We start from the raw sequence: 23157 nt of genomic DNA, 5'->3' as shown, positions 1-23157 counted from the left end.
TTTAATTTTTATTATAAAGAAAAGACACAGAATTTGCAAAGGCTTTCTTAAAATTCTGTATTAGTTTCTCTCTCTTCACAAAAATACTTGTCTAGGCTGGCCAAACACAGAAAAAAGAATCTGGAAACATTTCCAGATTCTTTCGAGACTTTAGTTTTCCCCTACTAAGATTGCCAAGGTTTCGTATGGCTGCAGGGTCATCACATGGTCAATCCGAGTCTTGCCGTAATTGGATAGGAGAACCTGACCGCTTTGATAGTCTGGTAGGATGTCCACCGTAATCGGATCAGCATAAAAATTGTTAAGGACTAAAAGCTTTTGGCCTCGCCACTCCCGCTCAAAAGCATAGACCTGGGGACTGTCCTCATAGGCTGGCTGATAGCTGCCCTCTGCGATGATAGGCAATTCCTTACGTAGGGCAATCAATTTCTGATAAAAGGTAAAAATCGAGCCCTTGATTTCATTTTCCACATTGATGAGAGGATAGGATTTGCCCACCTTCAGCCATGGAGTTCCTGTTGTAAAACCTGCATTGACCGAATCATCCCACTGCATAGGCGTCCGAGAATTATCACGAGATTTAGCCTTGATAATCCTGAAGGCTGCTTCTGGCGATTGCCCTTCAGCAAGCAGACTCTGATAAGCATTGACAGACTCGACATCCACATAATCTTCCATGGAGTCATAGTCAGGATCCACCATACCAATCTCCTCACCCATGTAGATATAAGGCGTCCCGCGCGACAGATGAATACTGGCTGCCAACATGGTCGCTCCTTCATTGCGGAAATTCTCTACATCGACGAAGCGGTTGAGAGCTCGCGGCTGATCATGGTTGTTCCAAAAGAGAGCTGACCAGCCATCATGATCACTCATTTCCTTGCCCCAAGTATGGAAGAGGCGTTTTAACTCTTCAAAGTCAAAAGCCTTAAGCGTCCACTTCTGTCCATCCTCATAGTCCACCTTAAGATGATGGAAATTAAAAGCCATGGACAGTTCCTGACGATCTGGTGCGGTGTAAAGGATGCAATTTTCAATCGTCGTAGCACTCATTTCGCCAACCGTCATAAAGGAATCATCCTGACCAAAAGTTGCTTCGTTCATCATACGCAGATAGTCATGCACGATTGGCTTATCAGTATAGGCTGGCTTGCCATCCTGCTCAGGACAGTCCGTCAGCACCTCATCTTTTCCGATAACATTGATGACATCAAAGCGGAAGCCCTTGACTCCTTTGTCTCGCCAAAAATTCACCACTTTAAAGAGCTCTTGACGAACATTGGGGTTGCGCCAATTGAGGTCAGCTTGAGTGACATCATAAAGATGCAGATAATATTTGCCCGTATCGCCAAATGGCGCCCAGGCACTGCCGCCAAACTTGGACAGCCAGTCCGTCGGCTCATCCCGCAGGATAAAGAAGTCCTGATAGTAGGAATCCCCAGCCAGTGCCTTTTGGAACCACTCATGCTCAATCGAGCAGTGGTTAAGAACCATGTCTAGCATAAAGTCAATACCATGCTGCTGGCCGACCTTGACCATCTCTTCGAAATCTGCCATATCCCCAAAGATAGGGTCTACCGCAGTGTAATCAGAAATATCGTAACCGTTGTCCCTCTGTGGACTCGGATAGAAAGGATTGAGCCAGATCATGTCCACTCCCAACTCTTTCAGGTAAGGAAGGTTTTCAATAATCCCGCGAAAATCTCCCAAACCGTTGCCAGTCGTGTCTTTAAAAGATTTTGGATAAATTTGGTAGACAACCTTTGTTTTATCAAGTGTCATATTTTCTCCTTTTTTGAGAAAAGGGACAGATTTTAAAGCACCGTCCCTTTCTATAAGTCATTTCATTTTTCTTTAAAGCGGATTAGCTGTCATCAATTGGCTGCCTCGCTCAACTACCCGAGGAAGTTGTTCAAGCACCTCCACCTGATACTTGTCTGAGTTCGTAATGATGACTGGTGTTTCTGTTACATAGCCTGCTTTCTTGATCATGTCTATATTAAAGGAAATGAGTTTGTCGCCAACCTTGACCTTATCTCCCTGAGACACATAACCTTCAAAGCCTTTGCCCTCCAGATTAACAGTGTCCATTCCGATATGCATCAGGATTTCAACCCCTTCATCTGACAAGATACCGATGGCATGCTTGGTTGGGAAGAAGACTGTTACTCTACCATTAACTGGTGAAACCAACTCACCTTGGCTAGGTACAATGACAACTCCACGCCCCATCAAACCTTGTGCAAAGACTGGATCCGTTGCCTGACTCAATTCTTTGACTTCTCCTGCCAGCGGACTGGTGATTGTTACAGGGGTCAATGAATCAGCTGCTTGCACCTCTGGAGATGACTCGGCTTTGGATGGCCCGGCAAATTCTGCCTCCTCCTGAGCTGCAAACTCTGCCTGCAATTCTGGATCTTCCTCTGCCTTCGTCAAGAAGCCTGTCTTGTGGAAAAAGAAAGTCAGGAACATTGGTACAAGAATTGCTACAAGCATAACTAGAAGGAAAGGAAGCCAGTAGTTTGCCTGAATAGAAAGGATAGCTGGTAAGCCCCCTACACCAATACCAGTTGCTGTAACATTAAAGTTAAGGGATAAAACTCCAGCAATTGAAGATCCAATCATCCCGGCAACAAATGGATAAACGTACTTGACATTGACCCCGAAGAGAGCTGGCTCAGTAACTCCAAGGTAAGCAGAAATGGTTGCTGGAAGCGAAATTTGTGCCTCTCTTTCATCACGACGATGCATGAGATAGTAGGCAAATACAGCTGAACCTTGAGCAATATTAGACAGAGCAATCATTGGCCAAAGAGCTGTGCCTCCATAATCATTGGCTAACTGTGTATCAATGGCATTGGTCATATGGTGGAGACCTGTAATCACAAACGGAGCATAAAGGGCACCAAATACTGCACCAAACAACCATTTGAATGAACCTGTCAAACCAAGAAATACGAACTTAGACATGCCTTGTCCAACCCACCAGCCAAAAGGACCTAAAACCGTGTGAGCCAAAATCAGAGCTGGAAGCAGAGAAAGCAAAGGAACAAAAATCATAGAAATCACTTCTGGAATCCGTTTACGCCAGAAAATTTCTAAGTAAGAGAGAGACAGACCAGACAAGAGAGCTGGAATGACCTGACCTTGGTAACCATATTTGTGAAACTTAAGTATTCCAAAATACCAAGTGAAGTCTTTAGCAATCACAGCTTTAGAGGTATTGGCTACATCATAAGCATTCAGCAAATGTGGAGAAACCAAACAAATCCCTAAGACAATCCCAAGAATCTGACTGGTTCCCATCTTACGGGAGATAGACCAAGTAATCCCCACTGGTAAGAAGTGGAACACTGCTTGTGCCGGCAGCCAAAGAAAGTCGTTGACATTGCTCCAGAATTTAGATACATCAACAATTGTATTATAAACTGGCTGTCCATTTTTTACTTGTGCAACTCCGTCAACAATCTTTCTCCCCAAAGCTTCAATATGCACACCCTCAAGGACATTGCGGAAGCCCAGTATCAACCCTCCGACAATCAAGGCTGGAATCAAGGGTGTAAAAATTTCTGCCAGAGTGGCCATAACCCGCTGAAGGGGATTTTGCTTGCTCTTAGCAGCAGACTTGGCTGCTTCTTTTGATACTCCCTCAATACCTGATACAGCAGTGAAGTCATTGTAAAAGATTGGCACATCATTTCCAATGATGACTTGGAATTGCCCAGCATTTGTGAAAGTTCCCTTGACCACTGGGATTGCCTCAATGGCCTTGACATTGGCCTTTTTATCATCGCCAAGTACAAATCGCATCCGCGTTGCGCAATGACTAACTGCTGTGACATTCTCTTTGCCGCCGATTGCATCTAGCAAATCTTTGGCTTCCTTCTCAAATTTTCCCATTTGACTACTGGCTGAATGAGAATCCAGCACTCTCCTTATATTTTTTAAGAGTTAGTTTTTCAACACATCTCTGCAAATAATTGTAATCGATTTCAAAGATGTAGGCAAGTTGTTTGTTGAAAATATCCCTCATTTTTGATAAAATTTTCTATGTTGTATGCAAAAAAGAAAACAAGTGAAGTTTATGATGAAGAAATACAAACAATTATTCAAACAGATTGAGAAAGATATTTTAGAGGAACGATATGCAGTCGGGGACTTCTTGCCCAGCGAACATCAGCTGACAGAAGACTACAAGGTCAGCCGCGACACGGTACGCAAGGCTCTGGCCCTGCTGCAGGAAGAAGGATTGATTGAAAAAGTCCGCGGACAAGGTTCCAAAGTCATCAAGCAAGAACAGTTTGACTTTCCTGTGTCTAAGTTAACCAGCTATCAAGAAGTAGTCAGACAGAATAATATGCAGTCCAAAACCAATGTTGTCAGCTTGGAAAAGATTACCGTAGACCAGAAATTGTCCGACATCACTGGCTTCCCTCCTTACCGACTGGTTTGGCGAATCGTCCGTCAGCGCGTTGTGGACCAAGTCGCCTCTGTACTAGATATTGACTATTTAGACAAGGGCATCGTCCCTGACTTGACAAGGGAAATCGGTGAGCAATCCATTTACGCCTATTTGGAAAATGACTTAAAGCTCAAAATCGCTTATGCCAAAAAGGAATTTACCATTGACCACGCCAATGACCAAGACAAGATTCTCATGGACCTAGGCAAGGACCAGCAAGTCGTCTCTGTCAAGTCTCAGGTCTATCTGGCAGACGGCCGCCAGTTTCAATATACTGAGAGCCGGCACAAGCTAGACAAATTTCGCTTTGTGGATTTTGCTAAGCGTCAGAAAGAATAACCTTGATTTCCATCCAGACCACAAAACCACCTCTGCCTTCCAGCTGGCAGAGGTGATTTCTTTTATGAGTAGTCTAAGGCTGCTTTGTTTTGGAGCGACAAAGAGCCTCAAAATTTCTTTTTACTTGTTTTAGGAGATTTATATGAAAAAATTAGTTAAGGGCTTCTGCTACTTTTTAAACGTTACTGATTCTTATTACTTCCTTTCTTACTTTTGCGCCTGTGAGAATGTCAATACTTGCTTATCATATAGGGTAACTTTAGATGTCATTGGACTGTCCTCATTTCTATTTTGATGCTATTAGTATAATCCCAGAAACTTAAGACAGACTTATAAAAAACTTGAAGGAAACTTAAAAGACTGAGGTTATTTCTCAGCCTTTTCTGCTTCTTCAATAATGTCAGAAATTTCAACCTTAACCTTCGTAACACGGCCATTTTTAACCTTGTCATTGGTCAAAATGAGTAGCTTATTCTGACTTTCGACTTCATAGCTAATGCGTTCCTTCGGATCTGGAATAGTCCCTACACAAGTCAAGTAATAACCAGCTATCGTATCCACATCATCGCTTTCGATTTCGACTTCAAAATATTCATTAAAGTCATTGAGGGTCATGGTTCCTAAGACAATGTAGGTATTCTCACCAATTTCATGAACTTCAATCTCAGCCTTGTCAGTCTCATCGTCAATCTCACCAACAATCTCCTCCAAAAGGTCTTCCAGTGTGACCAGACCAGCCATACCGCCATACTCATCCAAGAGAATCGCCATTTGATTTTGCGTATTGCGTAGCTCCTTGAGCAAATCATCGACAAACATGGTTTCCGGTACAAAGAGTGGCTCCTGCAAAATCTTGCGCAGAACGATATTGTCAAAACCATTGACGAATCCTTCATTAAGCAGTCGCTTGGTATGAATCAGACCGATGACATTGTCCTTATCCCCATCATAAACGGGAATCCGCGAGAAGCTCTGTTTGAGAATGCTCTCGATGATTTCCTTGGTATCGTCCTGAATGTCCACCATAAAGGCATCCGTCCGCGGCACCATCAGTTCACGCGCCATCAGCTCATCCAGAGAGAAAATCCCCTGCAGCATCTCAATCTCATCTGCATCCAAGGTCTCCTCACTCTTAGTCAGCATATACTCAATCTCATCCCGAGTCATCTTTTCGTCTGCATCATCAAACTTCATCGGGGTTATCCGACTCAGTAGATTAGTCGACGCTGACAGCAACCAAACGAAGGGGCTGACAATCTTGCCAAGAAAGATAATAACCGGTGCAGCCCGCACAGCTAGATTGTCTTTCAGGTTCATGGCAATGCGCTTGGGATAAAGCTCACCCAAAACAATAGAAATATAGGTCAATAAGACCAAAGCCAAGAAAGTTCCGATAGCACGTGCTGTTTCGGAATTTCCCATCCAAGAAGAGAACAGTTTCCCCAGATTATCCGCAAAACTGGCCCCAGACAGGATATTGATAACAGTAATCCCAACCTGAATAGTTGATAAGAAGTTATTGGGGCTTTCTAAGACAGCTAAGAGCCGGATATACTTGAGGTCACCCTCTTCAGCCTTTTGCTCCACACGCGCCCGATTGAGCGATACCATTGCCATCTCAGCTGCTGAGAAAAAGGCATTTAACAAAGTCAATATAAACAGTAGTAAGGCTTGCCATAAAATATTCTGACTGCCAGGGTCTTCCATTGATTCTTTCTCCTCGAAATGTATAAGTAAATCTGATTATATCATATTTTTAAATTTAGTGCACAGGAAATGAAAATAAGACGGGAGGCCCTTCTTCCGTCTTATTTTCTGGTCTTGAGACTCTGGAATCAATCGATTTCCAAACTCATACTTATTTATTAATAATCCCAAACTCTTCGTTCTTCTTCTGCTGCTGGGCTTCCTTGTGATTGTCATAGAGATTTGCTAGGAATTTGGCGATTTCTTTAAGGATAGAATAGGTCGGGATTGCCACAATCATCCCCAGTACACCATAGATATTGCTGGATAAGAGCAAGAGCACCATGATGGTAATAGGATGGACCTTCATCACACCGCCAACGATACGGGGATAGAGGATATTGCCATCTACCTGCTGGATAATCAGCATGTAAATCAAGGCTGCCACCATCTTCTGAGGATCGGTAAAGGCATACGTAATGACCATGGGAATCAAGCCGATGCTCGGTCCTACATAAGGAATCAGATTAGCCAGACTGGAGAAAATAGCAAAGACCAAAGCGTACTTGAGCCCAATCACGCTATAGCCAATATAGGCCAGAGCACCGATAATCAGGGCATCGATTGAAATTCCACTGATATAGCGGGCAACAGTAGCATTGAGATTAGTCAGCAAGCTAGAGATATTGAGCTTATCGCGCTTGAGGACTGTCCGCTCCAGCATGGGTAAAAGCTTATGGCCGTCCATGAGGAAGTAAACCAAGAAAATCGGCGTCATAATTAAAATCATCAGCGTATTGACGACTGCTGACAGAACACTTCCCAGACTGTTAGTCACACTGTTGAGGATATTCTGCAAAATATCTACATAAGACAGGTTGAGCTGCTGAATGGTGGACTGGATATTCAGATTACGAAAGAGCGGATTTTTAGATAATTGATTGACAAAACTTTGAATTTCCCAATAAAGGCCTTGCGTTGAATTAATCAAGCTGCTCAGCTGATTAATCAAAATCGGCAAGAGATAAATAACGCCCAAGGCAATCAAGCCAAACAAAAGGCTGAGCGTAATCAGAATCCCAATCATCCGGTTGATTTTGAGCTTATCCTGGAGAAATTTCACCAGCGGATTCGTAATATAGTAAAGAAATCCTCCCACAAGAAAGGGAATCAAGATGGTATTCACAACGCTAACAATCGGGGTTATCATATCCCCCATCTGACGCCAGATAAAGAAAATAATCGTTAGCAAAAGGACCTCACTGGTCCAAAACATCAGCTTACTTTTATGAAACATTTGACTCCTCCTATCAGTTATTTTACCATAAATTTTGTTATAATAAAGGAGATTTAACGAAAGAAAGAGTAAAAATGGAAAAGATTATTGAACTGGAAAATGTAAGCTTGGCTAAGCAAGGCCGAACCATTTTAAAAAATCTCAACTGGCAGGTGAAAAAGGAGGAGCATTGGGCCATCCTTGGTCTCAATGGTTCTGGAAAGTCTACTCTCCTGCGCTTGCTCATGGCTGAACATTGGAAGACTCAGGGCAAGGTAACAGTTCTCAGTACGGAATTTGGTGCCGGCGACATTCCTCAGCTGCGAACTAGGATTGGAGTAGTTGGCTCCTTCATTGCTGAACGCCTGCCCAGCCGTCTCACATCTGAAGAAATCGTCCTGACAGGCAAGTATAAAAGCAGTATTCTCTACGCTCCTTACGGGCAAACTGAGCTGAACCAAGCTAGGGAAATGCTGGCTTCCATTGGCGGGCAAGAATTGATTGGCCGAAGCTACATCAGTCTGTCTCAAGGGGAAAAGCAGCTCTTGCTGATTGCGCGCAGTCTCATGGAAAAACCAGAACTGCTTATCTTAGACGAAGCGACCAGCGGTCTGGATCTCTTTGCCCGCGAGCGCCTGCTGGATCAGATTGGTAAGATTACACAGATGGACCAAGCTCCAACCATCCTCTATGTCACCCACCATGTAGAGGAAATCACTGCTGCTATGGATCATGTCCTGCTCCTAAAAGAAGGAGAAATCATAGCCCAAGGTCCTAAAGAAGACATTCTTCAAAAAGAGGTCATGGATCGATTTTATCCCCAGCCAGTCGAGCTGATTGAGCTGGGAGAAGACCGTTATTTCATCAAGGTGGAGGTCAGGTCCTCATGAAGCAATTTTCTAATACCATCTTCAATCTGGGCTACTTCCTGATTCTGACCATGACTGCGATTGCCTTACTTTTCCTGTCTGGGCAGATTCTGCTGTCCCATACTTACATCCCTTTGAGGATTGCAGAAGGAGTCCAATTCGTCAGTAATCCTTGGTATTTTTACCCTATCCTCTTACTCTTTCTCCTCAGCCTCTTTTTAATCCGGCCTCTGTTGGAAAAGGTTCAGACCAAGCATCTTTTTTGGTTTTTGTCCTTCCTCTTTATAGCAGTAGCGATTTTTCTGATAACGGCCTACGATGGCCGCATCCGAGCTGACGCCAAGCACGTTTTCAATGCAGCGCTAGCCTTTAACCGAGGAGATTACAGCTCACTGACAACCGTCGGAAGCTACATGTATCGCAACCCCCATCAGCTAGGACTGATGACTCTGGAGCGACTTTATGCTTTTATTTCTCCGACGACTCAGTTTGCTTTTAGCATGAACATCGTCTGGACTTTACTCAGTCATTTTTTGATTTACAAAATCACATCTCTCCTCAATGCCAGAGAAATGATTCAGAAATACACGATTCTGCTGACTTTTCTCTTTCTACCACAGCTCTTTTTTATCCTCTTTGTCTACGGTACCATTCCTGGACTCTTCTTCTGTCTGCTCAGTCTCTATGCTTTTATCAAGCTGGACCAAAAAGGAAACCTGCTCTATGCCTTGCTGGGAGCGGCCAGTATCAGTCTGGCCTGCCTCCTGCGCAACAACTACATCATCTTTGCCATCATGCTGATTGGAGTCTGCTTCCTGTCCATCTTTTATAAATGGTCTTGGAAGAAACCCTTAGCCATTATCCTGATTTTAGCTGGCATCCTTCTTTCAAATAAGGGTCTGACGGCCTACTATGAGCAGCTGATTGGGGGCAAGATTGGTGTCGGTACCCCAAAAATCGCCTACATCACTATGGGCCTGCGGGATGATCCCAATCGGCAGACCTTGGGAGGCTGGTACGATGCCTACAATACCAAGATTCTCAAGCGCAACAAATACGATGAAAAATTGGCTACAGAAATGGCCACTCGGGATTTGAAGGACATTTTGATTCACTTCAGTAAGCATCCGGCTTATGCGCTGAAATTCTTCTACGAAAAGGTCAAGTCGACCTGGACTGAGCCAACTTTTCAGTCTATTTGGACTGGACCTCAGATTGAGCGCCAACAATACATGAAACCAACTATCCTACGCAGCATTTATGAGGAAAGAAAAGGTTATCAGATTGTTAATTTCCTGCTCTTGACCCTGCTAGCCAGCATCTATCTGCTCTCCTGTTTCTTTATCCTGCATAAATTTTTCGTCGCCGAGGAAAAGCTGACGCCTTTTGACCTCTATCCCTTCATCTTTCTATTAGGGGGCGGCCTCTTCCACTTCTTCTGGGAAACCAAGAGCCAGTATGTCTATATCTATGTCCTCCTTCTCATCCCTTCCGCCGCTCAATCCTTAGTCGACCTGAGCGATTGGTGGAAGAACAAAGGAAAAGGTGAGCCAAAAGACCAACTTGAGAAAGACCTATAAAACTTGAACACTTGACAAGAATTCCTTATAATTTTATAGGAATATTAAGTGAAACAAAGTTGAATTTGTAACTGAAATATTTTGTATTTTACGAAAGGAGAATAGTGATTTATGTTTTCAATATTAGGTGCAGTATTATTTGGAATTATAGCAATTATGACAGTTCTTGTTGCTTGCGGTCTGCCTTTGGGCGAATTTACAATGGGTGGACAACATAAAATCTTACCTAAGAAATTTAGACTTGCGGCAGTCATTTCGGTAGCTATTCAAATTTTTGCCGTGATCATTATTTTGCAATCCGGAGGTTTTATTCCCCTGTGGCTGTCTTTCAAGGTTACTAAATATATTTGTTTCTTCTTTGCCGCTTACCTATCCTTGAATACGATTATGAACATGATTTCAAAAAGTAAGAAAGAAAAATATGTTATGACTCCGATTTCACTTATAGCCGGAATATGTTTTTGGATAACAGCATTTCAGATGTAGCATGTGAAATGAGGATCATCTACAGTGCGTTAAATTGAGAATTTATCTAAAAGGAGTTGATTTATTAAATATGGATAAAAGCAGAAAATTTATAGCGGTAATTTTAGCATTGCTTGCGGCTATTTTTTATGCAATAAATACACCATTTTCTAAAGTGCTTTTAAATAAGATTCCACCGACATTGATGGCATCTTTTCTATATTTGGGAGCTGGAACAGGTGTAGGTATTATGTACTTGTTTCATAGGAAAGTCGAAGAAAAGTATGAAAAGTTAAATAAGGCAGATTTACCTTATACTGTTGGAATGATTGTCCTTGATATTGCGGCACCTATATCCCTTATGATTGGTATAAATATTGGTTCAGCCTCAAATGCTTCACTGCTAGGTAACTTTGAAATTGTAGCAACAACAATTATTGCTCTTTTGATATTTAAGGAGAAAGTAACATCAAAGTTGTGGATTGCTATTGGATTTATCACAATATCAAGTATAGTTCTTTCATTTGAAGGGGCTGAAAGTTTCAAGTTTTCATTAGGTTCATTGTTTGTTATACTGGCAACTTGCTGTTGGGGACTTGAAAATAACTGCACTAGAAAAATTTCAGATAAAAGTACTTATGAGATTGTTTTACTAAAAGGTTTTTTCTCTGGTAGCGGTGCATTTATAGTCGCCCTTATTTTGGGAGAAAGAATTCCTGAAATGAAATATATAATGGCTGCTTTGCTACTTGGATTTGTGGCATATGGGCTCAGTATTTTTATGTATATCAGAGCACAAAGAGATTTAGGTGCTACAAAAACTAGTGCATATTATGCTGTAGCTCCGTTTGTAGGAACTTTTTTAGCATTTATAGTAAATGGAGAAAAACTTACTTTGGTATATTTCATTGGTCTTGTTTTTATGATAATCGGCAGCGTAATTGTTGCATATGATACAATGGTTAAACGTCACAGTCATAGTCATTCTCACATAATTGTTCACACGCATGATGGGAAAACACATACTCATATTATCACGCATGAACATGAGCATAGTCATTTTATATTAGAGGAAAAGCATAATCATAATCATAAACATAAAGATTATATGAACAGCAAAGAACATAAATTGATACATGAAAAGAGATTGTAAATTTATAAAAGTGCTGTATTTGAAACATAACAAATTAAAGTTTCAAATAAAATAAAAATTAAAAATTAAAGCAAGATTAAAATAGTTCAAGAAATTAGAAATTTGTAGAGGTGAGAAAAATGTAATGGCAACCTATTCAACTTAAATCGAAATAATATAAAATTACGTGGAAATTATAAGATGAACAATTATATAAAATTAAATGAAGATAGATGGAATAATGTAAAAAATGACTATACTGAGCCATTGACACATGAAGAATTAGAAGAAGTTAAAAATAATCCAATTTCTGTTGCATTAACTGTTGGGAAAAAAGTTCCAACAGAATGGTTTGAAAAAGCCAACGGAAAAAGGATATTAGGTTTAGCTTGTGGTGGTGGACAGCAGGGACCCGTTTTTGCTGCAAAAGGTTATGATGTCACCATAATGGATTTTTCTAAATCACAATTAGAAAGAGATGAGTTGGTTGCTAAAAGAGAAGGATTAAAAATCAATACAATTCAAGGCGATATGACAAAATCATTTCCATTTGAAAATGAAACCTTTGATATTATTTTTAATCCAGTTTCAAATGTATATATAGAAGATTTAGAAAATATGTATAAAGAAGCCTCTCGAGTATTGAAAAAGGGAGGACTGTTAATGGTCGGATTTATGAACCCTTGGATATACATGTATGATGCTGACATTGTATGGGACAAGCCTGATGAGGAATTACTTTTAAAGTTTTCAATACCTTTTAATTCAAAAGAGCTTGAAGAGGAAGGCAAGATAATCATAAATCCAGAATATGGATATGAATTTAGCCATACCTTAGAAAGTCAGATTAGAGGACAACTTAAAAATGGTCTCGCTATGATAGATTTTTATGAATCGTGTGACAAAAGACATAGATTATCACGTTATGGAAATGACTATATAGCTACACTCTGCATTAAACCATAATATTATAGAACATGCTTCAGGAGAATAGCTCATTTTATTTTCCTTAAGGGTTAAAATCTAAATCTCAGTTTGTATAATTGAATATAACGATTTGAGAAACAGTAAATCACAAAGGTTTACTGCTTTTTTGCTTATTTTGAGAAGTCATAACCACCCGTGAAAACAGGTAACTTGTACACCGGCTATATGCAATTTCCCTCCAGCGACGTCTAAAGAAGTTCGCTGAACATTGCTCGGGGCAATGCTATGTTCGTTTGACTAATGCCCGTAAAAACAGGCTTTTATCTTATTCTAAAACTGCCATCTGAGAACGGTTTGACACTTAACTTATCAAAGACAAGGTCATTTTTTCCCAATCACGTATATTAGAAACTATCTTTTCATTTAGGCCAACGATATTCACATAGTCCCCTCTCCCCCAAAACTTTCGATTGTCATAATATAACCCCTCTTGTTTTTCAATCTGAACAGGAGGGGTTGTTTTGAATGGAAATGAATAAGACTTAGTTTTGTGTTATTAGCATTTTCATCACTTCATTTTAATCGTAATCAGCATACCTCCACCAAGCTATTGTTGCGATAAGACCTAGAATACTTACCCCAAATAAACTGACAATGCTCCCAAAATTCAATAGTGCTTTTCCTGCAATACCACTTGCGAGTGCAGGAATTGCCCATGGAATGTATTTCCCAAAGTTAAGAGCAGAACCAAGCTGAGAAAAAATAATAGTAAAAATGATAAATGCCAATGGTGACAAATATCCCCGGCCTAAACAAGCAAAAAGAGCTACTGGAGTAGAGAGTATGATTGTAAGAGTAGTACAAAAACCAAAAGTAAGTATACCTTTGAGAATCACTGTTAAGCTCCCGCCCTCAAGTCCAATCAGATTGCCAGCTAATAATCCCAATAAAAGTGCAAAAATTGATAGAATATAGCTCCATAGAGCGACAACGATAAACTTGGATAATACGATTGTATCTCTTTTTATCGGAAGCGCTAATAGGTCTATCATCGTTTTATCAGAATATTCTCTACCAAAAATCCAAGATGCTGTAAATCCAAAAATGAGCAATCCCCCAACAGAAATGACTTGTGATACGGTCATTAAGTACGACGACCAGTCTGTTATCCTCATCATTTCCATTTTTGCAGAAATCAATCCAAGATTTTTGAAATTCTCTGGATATTTCATCATAGTTGCAAACAACCCAACAATAAAAGGAACTAAACAGATAGAACAAGCAGTTACGATGGAAAGTTTTGATTTTATTAACTTTTTCCATTCAATTAAAATACAGGAACTAAGCTTTTTCATTCGAAACACCTCCATTATAGTCATTCAGTATTCTTAAGAAATAATGCTCTAAATCTTCTTTTTCAACAATCAGTGTTTTAGGTGGATAACCTGCATGGACTAGCAATGTAGCAACATCTTCCGGGCATTCCACAGATTTTGTATCAATTAGTTCTAAGAAATGGATATTATTTTCTGTGTCTGATTGAATGTTTACCTGATAGCCATGGTTAGATAACACTTCTTTCATGGCCTTATTATTAGAACCACTTACTAGTAACTTCTTTTCTAAGTACTGCTCTAATTCATTGCTTTCAACTTCTCTTATAAGTCTGCCCTCATGTACAATAACTATCCTAGTAGCAACTTTAGATATTTCTTCCAGATTATGACTTGAAATAAGAACAGTTGTGCCTAGATTATTCGCCAATTCCTTTAATAGTTCTCTCACTTCAATAACTCCAAAAGGGTCTAATCCATTTGTTGGCTCATCAAGAATTAGAATTTTAGGTTTATGAATAATCGCTTTTGCAATTCCTAAACGCGCAACATTTCCTAAAGAAAGATGCTTCTCCTGTTTATGTTCATATTGCTTTAGTTTTAATTTCTCAATTGCCCAGTCAATATTATCTTTATTAACCCCTCTTAATTTACTAACGATTTCTAAATTTTCTCTCACAGTTAAGTCTGGATAAGAATAAGGCGTCTCAATAATATAACCTATTTCGTTTCGAAGTTCTAAATTACTCAGATCTAACTTTTTTCCTTGAATATAACACTCTCCTGATGTAGATTTTATCAATCCTAGCATCATTCTCATCGTCGTTGTTTTCCCTGCACCATTCAGTCCTAAAAACCCTACTATTTCACCAGGTTTTATTGATAGATTCAAGTTGTTGACAACATTTTTTGTTCCATATCTTTTAGAAAGGTTTGCGGTTCTAATTGCTTCTTTCACCATTACCTATCCTCCTTAGTAATTTGCTCAACAATTCCTTGTATGACTAACTTCAATGTAGTATCAAATTGTTCTTCACCGATTTCCTCGATGTGTAATATAGTCATAGCAATCGTTCTAAATAAAGCAGAGACGATTTCTACCGATACATTTTCTCTAATATTGATTCGGGATACAATTTTTTTTACCATCCTATCATCTATCAGATGATGATTTGTTATCGCCTCTTTCGGCAATTTTCTTATGAGTAATTCCATTTCATGATTTTTAAATATGGTATACATAAATGAATAGCGAAAATCTTGATAAAAATCATAAAGTAACTGTACAAGACGATTTGTATCTATCTTGACTTCCATACCTAATTGTTCTGTCAGGTGATTCATAACATCTATTTGATATTCTTCTAAGACCGCAAAAAATAACATTTCCTTTGAAGAATAAAAATTATAAAAAGAACCTTTGGAGATATCCACCATTGCTGCCATTTGGTCAACTGTGGTTTTCTTAACCCCATATCTTTGAAGGCATTCCTTTGCAACTTTATGTAATTTCTTTCTAATTACTTCTTTTTCTTCAGCAGTAAAAGCAGTAGCCATAACTTCCTCCTAAAAACATTGTGACGTTTTTTGTTTTTATAGTCATAGATTATCATATAAACTGAAAAATGTCAAAAGTCTTATATCTTCTATGTAAGAAAATATAAGATTTTAAATTTACACACACCTTAATTATCTTCATTTAGACCTGATTATTCGATTTTCACGATTTAAAAAATAAGGATACAGTACTGAAAGCTCCTATTATCTGGCTTTTCTCTCTGTATCCTTATTGTATCTCAAGTTCCTTCTCTCAATTTTTCAATCATGACCAAAAAAGGCGGATTATTAATCTGATTGATGGTCTTGTAGAGGGCAACAGTGAAATCCTGCTGAGGCAGTTGACTGACAAAGTCTAGGACCGCATCTTTTTCAACTTCGCCACCTTCATGCCCGTAGTAAATCATGATAGCTGCGCGGCCGCCTTTTTCTAAGCCCCAACAGACCTTTTCCAAAGCTTCCAGCGTCGTATCTGGTCGGGTAATGACAGACTTGTCCGCCGAAGGCAGGTAGCCAAGATTAAAAATAGCAGCCTTGAAATGGTCTGTGTATTGGTCCAGGGTCTCATGGCCAGCCAAGATTAGCTGAGCATTGTCCAAATCCGCTTCCGCCAAGCCTTGGCGGGTCTTTTCCACAGCCTGCTCCTGAATGTCAAAAGCATAGACCTGCTTGGCCAACTTAGCCAGAAAGAGGGTGTCGTGCCCATTCCCCATAGTAGCATCCACCACGATATCTTCCTTGGTCACCACTTCTGCCAAAAAGGCATGGGCCATCTGTAAGGGTCTTAACATACGAATCTCTGCTCCTTTGCTTTACAGCCTTGCCTGCTGCCACGGCGACGCATTTCTGCCTCAATGGCATTGAGAACTTCCCATTTATTGAGGCTCCACATAGGGCCAATCAACATATCTCGCGGAGCATCGCCTGTGATACGGTGGATGACAATATGCTCGGGGATAATCTCAAGCTGGTCGCAGACGATGGAGACATATTCCTCCTGACTGAGCAGCTGCAGCCGCCCTTCATGATAATCCCGCTGCATACGGGTATTAGTCATCAAGTGAAGCAAGTGAAGTTTAATTCCTTGAATGTCATTGTCTGTCACACAGCGGCGGACATTCTCCAACATCATCTCATGAGTCTCACCCGGCAGGCCATTGATCAAGTGAGAGACAATCTCCGCCTTGGGAGCCTGCTTACGAACTCGCTGGACCGTCTCCACATAGAGCTCATAAGAATGGGCACGATTGATGAGGTCCGAAGTCTCCTCATAGGTAGTCTGAAGCCCCAGTTCCACGGTCACATGCATACGCTCGGACAAGTCAGCCAAGTAGGCGATGGTCTCATCAGGCAAACAGTCCGGCCGAGTTCCGATATTGAGTCCAACGACACCTGGCTCATTAATGGCCTGCTCATAGCGCTCACGAATCACTTCAAGCTTCTCATGGGTATTGGTGAAGTTCTGGAAATAGACCAGATACTTGCGAACATCCGGCCACTTGCGGTGCATAAAGTCAATTTCCTTGTAAAACTGCTCGCGGATGGGCGCATCTGGTGCCACAATAGCATCACCAGAGCCCGAAACGGTACAAAAAGTGCAGCCTCCATGCGCTACCGTACCATCCCGATTGGGACAGTCAAAGCCCGCATCAATAGGCACCTTAAAAGTCTTTTCTCCAAAAAGTTTGCGATAATAATCATTCAAAGAATTGTAAGATTTCATACCTTTCATTCTACCACAAAAAAGAGTATAGAAACAAAAATTCCCTCTTTCACAAGGAAAGAAGGAAATCACCGTTCCCACAAATAAACTTTTAAATCCACACAGCCATTGGCCTTCAAGTCCACTCCCTCCGCCCAGAGCAAGTGCCTCTGGTCTTCCCAGCCAGGTGCGAGGCGCCCTGCTGCATTAACCACCCGATGGCAAGGATGCTTGCTACCATAAAGTTCCGACTGACTGAGAATCTTCCCTACCAAGCGGGCATTTTTTGGCCGACCAATCAAACGAGCAATCTGACCATAGGTCGCCACGCGCCCAGAGGGAATGCTATCTACTAATGCCAAAACAGCATTAATGAGTTCTTGATTCAAAACGGAAATGGCCCTCCTTTTTACAAAGTTGATCAGAAAGGCCGGAACACTACCCTTCGTTTTAGAAGCTATAGTATTAAACCTATTTCATTGATGATGTACTCATATCATTTCCGAGCAACTTCCATTCCACTTATAGATGTAAAGCCTCCTTAACCTCCACTCCATGGCAAGATTGTTCCTACGATGGTAGTAATCGAAACTTACTTCTACAGCTTTATTGATTAGCTAACTCTCTAAAAACTTCCAATAATGAAGGTTTAAGAGGTTATAAGTTTTTATACATTCCATTCTACCACAAAATCCGGCAGTGACTCGAAAAATCCCTTCTTCCATAAAGAAAAAGGGATATAATTATACTCAAAAAATATATAAAACAAAATATAATCAATCTACAGATTTTAATGCTTCTAACATTTTTATGTTTTTTAAACAAAAATTTACTACTGAACCTAGAATAGATAAAATTAAATTATCTCTTTATAGATATACATCGTCTCTCTTATCTATTTTGAAATTGATATTATTATTAGCGACAATCTCGCTGTCTCCTGATTTATATCGTTTAAAAGAATTACACATCTCTATATAGGTCATTTTATGCCTCCATAATTTTTCTTAATTTAGTCATCATAAATTTTAGCCAAAACATTATAATCACAAGTATCAAAAAATCTGAAATAAAATAAGAGGACCATAGGCCAGTTATTCCAAACAAAATTGGTAAAAATAATGCTAAAGGTATTTGAAAAATAATCTGTCTCAGAATAACTAAAAAAGTAGATATCCGCGAGAAAGAAATATATTGAAAATAGTTAGTTCCGATATTGATGATTCCTTGTACAGGTAACGAAATCATAACAAGTCTTATGGCTGTACTAGAAAACTTTATAAATTTCGGATCGCTTGAATTAAAAAGTGTAGCTATTTGCACTGCAAAAATTTGAATTACAAGGAACAAGCACAGAGAAAAAATTGTGCTGATTATTAGTGAAAGACTAAGTGATTGCTTTATTCTACTATAATTTTTTGCACCATAATTAAAACTAATTACAGGCTGAACTCCATTTGTAATAGCATTCATCAAAGAAATAATATAGCGATAGATTGAAGAAGTTATAGATAAAGCAGCAAGACCATAAGTACCAGCATAATCAAAAGCAACCCTATTATATAATATCAGTAATATCACAGATATGACAGTTGTGAGAAAGAATGGCAGCCCCATTGCAATAATTTTATTGATAAGCTTTTTATCAATAAATAATAAGCTCTTCAAATCCATTTTTAAATCGTTAGATTTTCCAGTGTACTCTCTGAATATCAAGATAAGTGCAGCAAGATTAGCCAGAACTGTAGATAAAGCTGATCCAAAAAAACCAGTATGAAATACAAGAATTAGAACTGCACCAGTCCCTGCATTCACAAGAAATGAAATAGCATTGATATGTAAAACTTCTTTAATCTTACCTTGAGCCCGCAAACAGTACAAAAGAGTGTGTGAGACAAAATATATAGGCGCTCCAATAAGAAATGTAAGGCAAAATTCTTTAACATAATGATACAGTTCTTGTGGTGCCCCAAAAATAATCAATAAACCTTCTAAGGAAAACCATAAAAGTATCGTCTGTAGAATTGATAAAATTAAAGAAACTTGAATAGAGGAATCTAAAATTAATCGGGCATTTTTGTAATCCTTTTTGCCAAGTGAGATTGTCAACAAGGATGCTGTTCCTTCGCTTGCTAGAGCTGAAAAAGCATAGACCAAGGCATATATCATAAATGTATATGTATTAGCAGAATTCCCTTCAAGCCCTAAGGTCTGTCCAATGAATATGCCATCAACTAAATTATAAGATCCACTTACTATTGCTGTAACTAATGAGGGAATAATTAGTTGAACTAACAGTTTTTTTACAGATATATTTTCTAATTTATTCATGACTATGTCTCATTTGTTCAAAGCTCTTTCTATTCCTAAAGATTCTTCCAGTCATATACTCTTTTAGACAACATTTCTCATTTTGATAAAGAGCATAGACACAATATAAATTACATAATAACATTTTCATTATACTGCTTCCAGTACCAAAAATTTACAAAATGTAACCAAAATATCTCGCTTTTACAGAATAATCAAATGCAATTTAGAAAATTTTTTACAAACTGTAATTTTTTTGTTAATATTGAATCTAATTAATCATACTTAGACTAAAATAATTTTTTAATAATAAGAATAGAAGTACTAGGCTACATATTGACTGACAAGGAGAATAACGGCAATGACCAAAGATACGCGAGAAAATATTATCACTGCTTTCTTTCGGCTTTCTGAAAAATATCCTGATAAATCTAACTTTTCTTTTTCTGAGATTGCAGAAGAAGCAGGCATAGCGAGACAAACAATCTATAAAAATCATTTCAACTCTCCTAACGAAATAATTGAAGCTATTCATCATGACATTGACGAACGAATAATGTCAAAAATGCTAGATTTTGTACCAGGTTCAAATGGATCCGATAATGCTCTTTTTATTGATTTCCTTGCTTCTGAAATAATACCATTAATTTATGAGAATAGAATCTGGCTAAAATATCTTTATTCAACTGCAGCTGATCCTAATTGGGAATTTTTTTTAAAGAAACAATATAAGACTTGGATCAGCCAAAACATTCAACTGCCTAGTAAAATGGGTTTATCTAAAGAGTTTACCGAAGAATTACTTGTTAATTATACTCTATCAATTATAAAGTCATGGATTACACAAGCAATTCCAGAATCTCCTGAAGTCTTTTCTAAAAAATTCAAATCACTTTGCAATCTATCTATTCAAGATATTATTCAAAATGCTTAAAACTAAAAAAACACCAAATGAACTACTTACAATGTTCATTTGGTGTTTTTCAACAATTCAATTATAACTCATTTTTTAACGGCCAGTGTATGATAACTGTAATCCAAAACTAAGTTTGAATTCTAAAACTCAAGAATTATGCCATAAATAATTTTTCGACTCTGTAACTCTGTTCCTATTGATTATTCTTATCAAAGTAAACGCTATTTCTGCTTTCCCTTGAAACGCCACTGGAAACGCAGCTTGTCATAAAAAGGAAATTCGATATTGAGAATGGCAAAGCCCATCAAGGCTCCTCCGATTACATCTGTCGGATAGTGCACGCCCAGATAGACTCTGGAGGCCATAACAGTGAAGATATAGACCAGGAGCAGGCCTTGTGCCAAGCGCTTTATTTTTTGGTTTTGAATTCGTTGCTGAGCGATAATAATCAAAGTCCCAAGAACAATAGCTGTCGCCATGGAATGTCCGCTAGGGAAAGAGTAACCGCCCTCTTGGACCAAATGCGAAAGACTCGGCCGGCTTCTGTGGTAAACGAGTTTAATCAGTTTAATCAAAATCCCGTGTAAGACCAGATTTCCCGCTAGCAAGGCAGCTTCTAGCTTCCATTTTTTGTAAAGGAAAAAAAGGACAAGAGCTGAAACCCAGATGATAATTCCCACTGGATCAATTACACTGGTCACCAGTTTGAAAAAAGTCGTCAAAGCTACAGGCAAGTCTCCCCGCAACCAGGTCTGAATCGGGGTATCAAAGTTGGTCAGCTGCTCAGGATAAAACTTGACCATATAGCCTAGCATGGCGAAAAGTAAAAGGGCAAAAGAGCCCTTTGTTAGATAAGATTGTTTATTTTTCATAGCGTTTTAGGACGGGCTGTAAGAGTTTGTAAATTAGCCAAAAGACGAGAGCCCAGATCACTCCTTCTAGTAGGTTAAAAGGGACAATCATGGTCAGCAGATACTTGGAAAGACCGTATGTTTTATAAATATCAAAACCTGCAAACCTTGCAAAGAGAGGAACTGCATAAATAACATTTAGAACAATCATTGTAACAGTTAGACCAAGCGTTGCTACCAAAGAAGCCTTTACATAGTCAAACAAGCTCTTCCTTTTTTTCCATAAAAGTGAAAAAACAGAAACAAAGACAGCTACCGCTAGTATATTCATGGGGAGACCGATTAGAGTACCCACACCATTATTATTCAAAGCTATCTTTAGGACAGAGCGAATCATGAGCACTGCCAAAGAGCTTTTTAAATCCAAGACTACCAAAGCCAGTAAAATCGGAATAATTGAAAAATCCAACTTTAGAAACTCAGTTATCAAGGGAATCTCATAAAGCATGAGTAGAAATGAAAGTGCAGATAAAACTGCTATAATCGCCAACTTACGAGTATTTGTCATCACAGGTTCCTCCAATTTATAAAAATTAGAGAAGCCGGAAAGGCCGCTGAAAAAAGCTTGTCAGCTAATGATTATTTAGTATAAGGCTCCGCCCTTAAATAAAGATTAAACGGCAAGAATGCTTCACTGCCTCTCGTCTTCTCCCATCCAGACTATACTGTCGGTTGTGGAATCTCACCACATCAGCTTGCGCTCGCGGACTTGATTTGGCATTGAGGAAAAAACATTTCCAAGCCAAAAATTACCGCCGGTCGGGAATCTCACCCTGCCCTGAAGACATCATTATCATAACAAAAAAAGCCTGCCAGAGCAAGCAATTTGATTGATGTAATTAAAAAAGTTTCAACAATAGTATTCTATCTATTAGGAAAATTAACTGCTTAGATACATTCATTCCGCTACTTCAGCTTGTCCGCTTCATACTCATGTACCAAATCTAAGCCAGCAAAATTCTGCTGACGCAGGGCTTCATAAACAATCATGCAGACTGTATTTGAAACATTGAGGCTACGAACATGCTGGTCGTTCATGGGAATACGCAAAGCCTTTTCTGGATGGCAACGCATAAATTCCTCTGGTAGTCCCTTGTCCTCACGACCAAACATAAAATAGTGCGAACCTTCTGCTGCAAAATATTCCTCAGAATAGACCTTCTCCGCAAACTTAGAAATCAGATAAAGTCGGCCGTCCATCTGCTCCATAAAATCTTCTAAACTATCATAGTAGGTGATGTCCAGCTTATCCCAATAGTCCAGCCCCGCCCGCTTCATCTTGCGGTCATCAATGGGAAAGCCCATGGGCTTGATGATGTGAAGCGGCGAATTAGTCGCGGCGCAAGTACGGGCAATATTGCCGGTATTCTGCGGAATCTGAGGCTCAAAAAGAACGATATGATTTTTCATAATAAGAATATTTTCCTAGTATTTTCTTTAGATAAAAAAATAGCCACACTGCCCGGAGTCAAGCTCAGCAAACAGCGTGGTTAAGGCTTCATTAACTTACATCACAACAGGTTTGAGGTAAACCAATGAAGGTACTCATTTAGTATAACACTTTCAGCCTACAAGTCAATAAAAAATGCTCAAAAAGTTGTACTTTTTTTAAAAATATCACAGGAAGATACCATTTTGGTAAAAAAATATTCGGAATTCTATAAATAAGCAAGCTATTCTGTATTTTATAG

21 protein-coding genes and 1 riboswitch are annotated in these 23157 nt (G+C 39.3%); of the genes, 7 read left to right on the top strand and 14 right to left on the bottom strand.

Annotated elements, in window-relative coordinates:
* Positions 1-150 precede the first annotated feature (150 nt).
* Both treC and treP read right to left on the bottom strand, forming a co-directional pair.
* Positions 151-1782 (bottom strand): alpha,alpha-phosphotrehalase, encoded by a 1632-nt coding sequence (treC, locus tag J1C91_RS03155; RefSeq protein WP_002909133.1) that lies wholly within the window; start codon positions 1780-1782, stop codon positions 151-153.
* A gap of 72 nt (positions 1783-1854) precedes the next feature.
* Complete coding sequence (treP, locus tag J1C91_RS03150; RefSeq protein WP_002909131.1) at positions 1855-3900, bottom strand: PTS system trehalose-specific EIIBC component; 2046 nt, start codon at positions 3898-3900, stop codon at positions 1855-1857.
* A gap of 187 nt (positions 3901-4087) precedes the next feature.
* Between treP and treR the strand changes: the two genes are divergently transcribed.
* Positions 4088-4801 (top strand): trehalose operon repressor, encoded by a 714-nt coding sequence (gene treR, locus J1C91_RS03145; protein ID WP_032912580.1) that lies wholly within the window; start codon positions 4088-4090, stop codon positions 4799-4801.
* A gap of 366 nt (positions 4802-5167) precedes the next feature.
* Here the strand turns inward: treR and J1C91_RS03140 are convergent, their stop codons facing one another.
* Together J1C91_RS03140 and J1C91_RS03135 are read right to left on the bottom strand one after the other, a co-directional pair.
* Positions 5168-6508 carry a hemolysin family protein gene (locus J1C91_RS03140; RefSeq protein WP_002909126.1) on the bottom strand — a complete coding sequence of 447 codons (1341 nt, stop codon included), beginning with the start codon at positions 6506-6508 and terminating at the stop codon, positions 5168-5170.
* Between the two features lie 151 nt (positions 6509-6659).
* Positions 6660-7784 (bottom strand): AI-2E family transporter, encoded by a 1125-nt coding sequence (locus tag J1C91_RS03135; RefSeq protein ID WP_002894636.1) that lies wholly within the window; start codon positions 7782-7784, stop codon positions 6660-6662.
* Positions 7785-7858: 74 nt separating this feature from the next.
* Here J1C91_RS03135 and J1C91_RS03130 point away from each other — a divergent pair, with 74 nt between their 5' ends.
* From J1C91_RS03130 to J1C91_RS03110, 5 genes are all read left to right on the top strand, one after another.
* Positions 7859-8653, top strand: a complete 795-nt coding sequence (locus tag J1C91_RS03130) for an ABC transporter ATP-binding protein (protein WP_125438249.1) — start codon at positions 7859-7861, stop codon at positions 8651-8653.
* Entirely contained in the window at positions 8650-10212 is a 1563-nt protein-coding gene (locus J1C91_RS03125; protein WP_125438252.1) for a beta-carotene 15,15'-monooxygenase, read from the top strand. The genes J1C91_RS03130 and J1C91_RS03125 overlap by 4 nt, the downstream gene beginning before the upstream one ends.
* A gap of 111 nt (positions 10213-10323) precedes the next feature.
* Entirely contained in the window at positions 10324-10698 is a 375-nt protein-coding gene (locus J1C91_RS03120) for a hypothetical protein (RefSeq protein ID WP_002909121.1), read from the top strand.
* A gap of 70 nt (positions 10699-10768) precedes the next feature.
* Entirely contained in the window at positions 10769-11830 is a 1062-nt protein-coding gene (locus J1C91_RS03115; protein WP_002909120.1) for a DMT family transporter, read from the top strand.
* A 180-nt stretch (positions 11831-12010) separates the two neighbouring features.
* Positions 12011-12775 (top strand): class I SAM-dependent methyltransferase, encoded by a 765-nt coding sequence (locus J1C91_RS03110; RefSeq protein WP_002909119.1) that lies wholly within the window; start codon positions 12011-12013, stop codon positions 12773-12775.
* Positions 12776-13314: 539 nt separating this feature from the next.
* Here the strand turns inward: J1C91_RS03110 and J1C91_RS03105 are convergent.
* From J1C91_RS03105 to J1C91_RS03075, 7 genes are all read right to left on the bottom strand, one after another.
* On the bottom strand, positions 13315-14091 hold the full coding sequence (locus J1C91_RS03105) for an ABC transporter permease (RefSeq protein ID WP_125438255.1): 777 nt from the start codon (positions 14089-14091) through the stop codon (positions 13315-13317).
* Positions 14078-15031, bottom strand: a complete 954-nt coding sequence (locus J1C91_RS03100) for an ABC transporter ATP-binding protein (RefSeq protein WP_125438259.1) — start codon at positions 15029-15031, stop codon at positions 14078-14080. Before J1C91_RS03100 ends, J1C91_RS03105 begins: the two co-directional genes overlap by 14 nt.
* Positions 15031-15627: a TetR/AcrR family transcriptional regulator gene (locus tag J1C91_RS03095; protein ID WP_002909111.1), complete on the bottom strand. Its 597-nt coding sequence runs from the start codon at positions 15625-15627 to the stop codon at positions 15031-15033. The genes J1C91_RS03100 and J1C91_RS03095 overlap by 1 nt, the downstream gene beginning before the upstream one ends.
* A gap of 239 nt (positions 15628-15866) precedes the next feature.
* Positions 15867-16418 (bottom strand): tRNA (mnm(5)s(2)U34)-methyltransferase, encoded by a 552-nt coding sequence (locus tag J1C91_RS03090; protein ID WP_002905895.1) that lies wholly within the window; start codon positions 16416-16418, stop codon positions 15867-15869.
* The gene (locus J1C91_RS03085; protein WP_002905894.1) at positions 16412-17359 is read right to left on the bottom strand and encodes a TIGR01212 family radical SAM protein; all 948 of its coding nucleotides are present in this window, start codon (positions 17357-17359) and stop codon (positions 16412-16414) included. Before J1C91_RS03085 ends, J1C91_RS03090 begins: the two co-directional genes overlap by 7 nt.
* A gap of 59 nt (positions 17360-17418) precedes the next feature.
* Complete coding sequence (locus tag J1C91_RS03080) at positions 17419-17718, bottom strand: MGMT family protein (RefSeq protein ID WP_002909110.1); 300 nt, start codon at positions 17716-17718, stop codon at positions 17419-17421.
* Between the two features lie 598 nt (positions 17719-18316).
* Entirely contained in the window at positions 18317-19660 is a 1344-nt protein-coding gene (locus J1C91_RS03075; RefSeq protein ID WP_125438265.1) for an MATE family efflux transporter, read from the bottom strand.
* A 340-nt stretch (positions 19661-20000) separates the two neighbouring features.
* Between J1C91_RS03075 and J1C91_RS03070 the strand changes: the two genes are divergently transcribed.
* Entirely contained in the window at positions 20001-20573 is a 573-nt protein-coding gene (locus J1C91_RS03070; protein WP_125438268.1) for a TetR/AcrR family transcriptional regulator, read from the top strand.
* Positions 20574-20776: 203 nt separating this feature from the next.
* On the opposite strand, the gene J1C91_RS03065 is transcribed toward J1C91_RS03070, so the two are convergent.
* The 3 genes from J1C91_RS03065 to J1C91_RS03055 form a co-directional block, all read right to left on the bottom strand.
* Positions 20777-21427, bottom strand: coding sequence for a phosphatase PAP2 family protein (locus J1C91_RS03065; RefSeq protein ID WP_125330437.1), 651 nt, complete (start codon positions 21425-21427; stop codon positions 20777-20779).
* The gene (locus J1C91_RS03060; protein WP_002909107.1) at positions 21417-21974 is read right to left on the bottom strand and encodes an ECF transporter S component; all 558 of its coding nucleotides are present in this window, start codon (positions 21972-21974) and stop codon (positions 21417-21419) included. Before J1C91_RS03060 ends, J1C91_RS03065 begins: the two co-directional genes overlap by 11 nt.
* A gap of 131 nt (positions 21975-22105) precedes the next feature.
* Positions 22106-22256: riboswitch (FMN riboswitch) on the bottom strand.
* 116 nt (positions 22257-22372) lie between these two features.
* On the bottom strand, positions 22373-22876 hold the full coding sequence (locus tag J1C91_RS03055; RefSeq protein WP_002909104.1) for a tRNA (cytidine(34)-2'-O)-methyltransferase: 504 nt from the start codon (positions 22874-22876) through the stop codon (positions 22373-22375).
* Positions 22877-23157 lie beyond the last annotated feature (281 nt).

Origin of the sequence: Streptococcus sanguinis (genome assembly GCF_050222175.1) — a bacterium.
Lineage (GTDB): Bacteria > Bacillota > Bacilli > Lactobacillales > Streptococcaceae > Streptococcus > Streptococcus sanguinis_M.
This window is presented reverse-complemented; position numbering and strand designations above follow the sequence as displayed.

Excerpts from the sequence above, each read along its gene's own strand:
- treC (WP_002909133.1), bottom strand. The coding sequence starts at position 1,782 with ATGACACTTGATAAAACAAAGGTTGTCTACCAAATTTATCCAAAATCT.
- treP (WP_002909131.1), bottom strand. The coding sequence starts at position 3,900 with ATGGGAAAATTTGAGAAGGAAGCCAAAGATTTGCTAGATGCAATCGGC.
- treR (WP_032912580.1), top strand. The coding sequence starts at position 4,088 with ATGAAGAAATACAAACAATTATTCAAACAGATTGAGAAAGATATTTTA.
- J1C91_RS03140 (WP_002909126.1), bottom strand. The coding sequence starts at position 6,508 with ATGGAAGACCCTGGCAGTCAGAATATTTTATGGCAAGCCTTACTACTG.
- J1C91_RS03135 (WP_002894636.1), bottom strand. The coding sequence starts at position 7,784 with ATGTTTCATAAAAGTAAGCTGATGTTTTGGACCAGTGAGGTCCTTTTG.
- J1C91_RS03130 (WP_125438249.1), top strand. The coding sequence starts at position 7,859 with ATGGAAAAGATTATTGAACTGGAAAATGTAAGCTTGGCTAAGCAAGGC.
- J1C91_RS03125 (WP_125438252.1), top strand. The coding sequence starts at position 8,650 with ATGAAGCAATTTTCTAATACCATCTTCAATCTGGGCTACTTCCTGATT.
- J1C91_RS03120 (WP_002909121.1), top strand. The coding sequence starts at position 10,324 with ATGTTTTCAATATTAGGTGCAGTATTATTTGGAATTATAGCAATTATG.
- J1C91_RS03115 (WP_002909120.1), top strand. The coding sequence starts at position 10,769 with ATGGATAAAAGCAGAAAATTTATAGCGGTAATTTTAGCATTGCTTGCG.
- J1C91_RS03110 (WP_002909119.1), top strand. The coding sequence starts at position 12,011 with ATGAACAATTATATAAAATTAAATGAAGATAGATGGAATAATGTAAAA.
- J1C91_RS03105 (WP_125438255.1), bottom strand. The coding sequence starts at position 14,091 with ATGAAAAAGCTTAGTTCCTGTATTTTAATTGAATGGAAAAAGTTAATA.
- J1C91_RS03100 (WP_125438259.1), bottom strand. The coding sequence starts at position 15,031 with ATGGTGAAAGAAGCAATTAGAACCGCAAACCTTTCTAAAAGATATGGA.
- J1C91_RS03095 (WP_002909111.1), bottom strand. The coding sequence starts at position 15,627 with ATGGCTACTGCTTTTACTGCTGAAGAAAAAGAAGTAATTAGAAAGAAA.
- J1C91_RS03090 (WP_002905895.1), bottom strand. The coding sequence starts at position 16,418 with ATGTTAAGACCCTTACAGATGGCCCATGCCTTTTTGGCAGAAGTGGTG.
- J1C91_RS03085 (WP_002905894.1), bottom strand. The coding sequence starts at position 17,359 with ATGAAAGGTATGAAATCTTACAATTCTTTGAATGATTATTATCGCAAA.
- J1C91_RS03075 (WP_125438265.1), bottom strand. The coding sequence starts at position 19,660 with ATGAATAAATTAGAAAATATATCTGTAAAAAAACTGTTAGTTCAACTA.
- J1C91_RS03070 (WP_125438268.1), top strand. The coding sequence starts at position 20,001 with ATGACCAAAGATACGCGAGAAAATATTATCACTGCTTTCTTTCGGCTT.
- J1C91_RS03065 (WP_125330437.1), bottom strand. The coding sequence starts at position 21,427 with ATGAAAAATAAACAATCTTATCTAACAAAGGGCTCTTTTGCCCTTTTA.
- J1C91_RS03060 (WP_002909107.1), bottom strand. The coding sequence starts at position 21,974 with ATGACAAATACTCGTAAGTTGGCGATTATAGCAGTTTTATCTGCACTT.
- J1C91_RS03055 (WP_002909104.1), bottom strand. The coding sequence starts at position 22,876 with ATGAAAAATCATATCGTTCTTTTTGAGCCTCAGATTCCGCAGAATACC.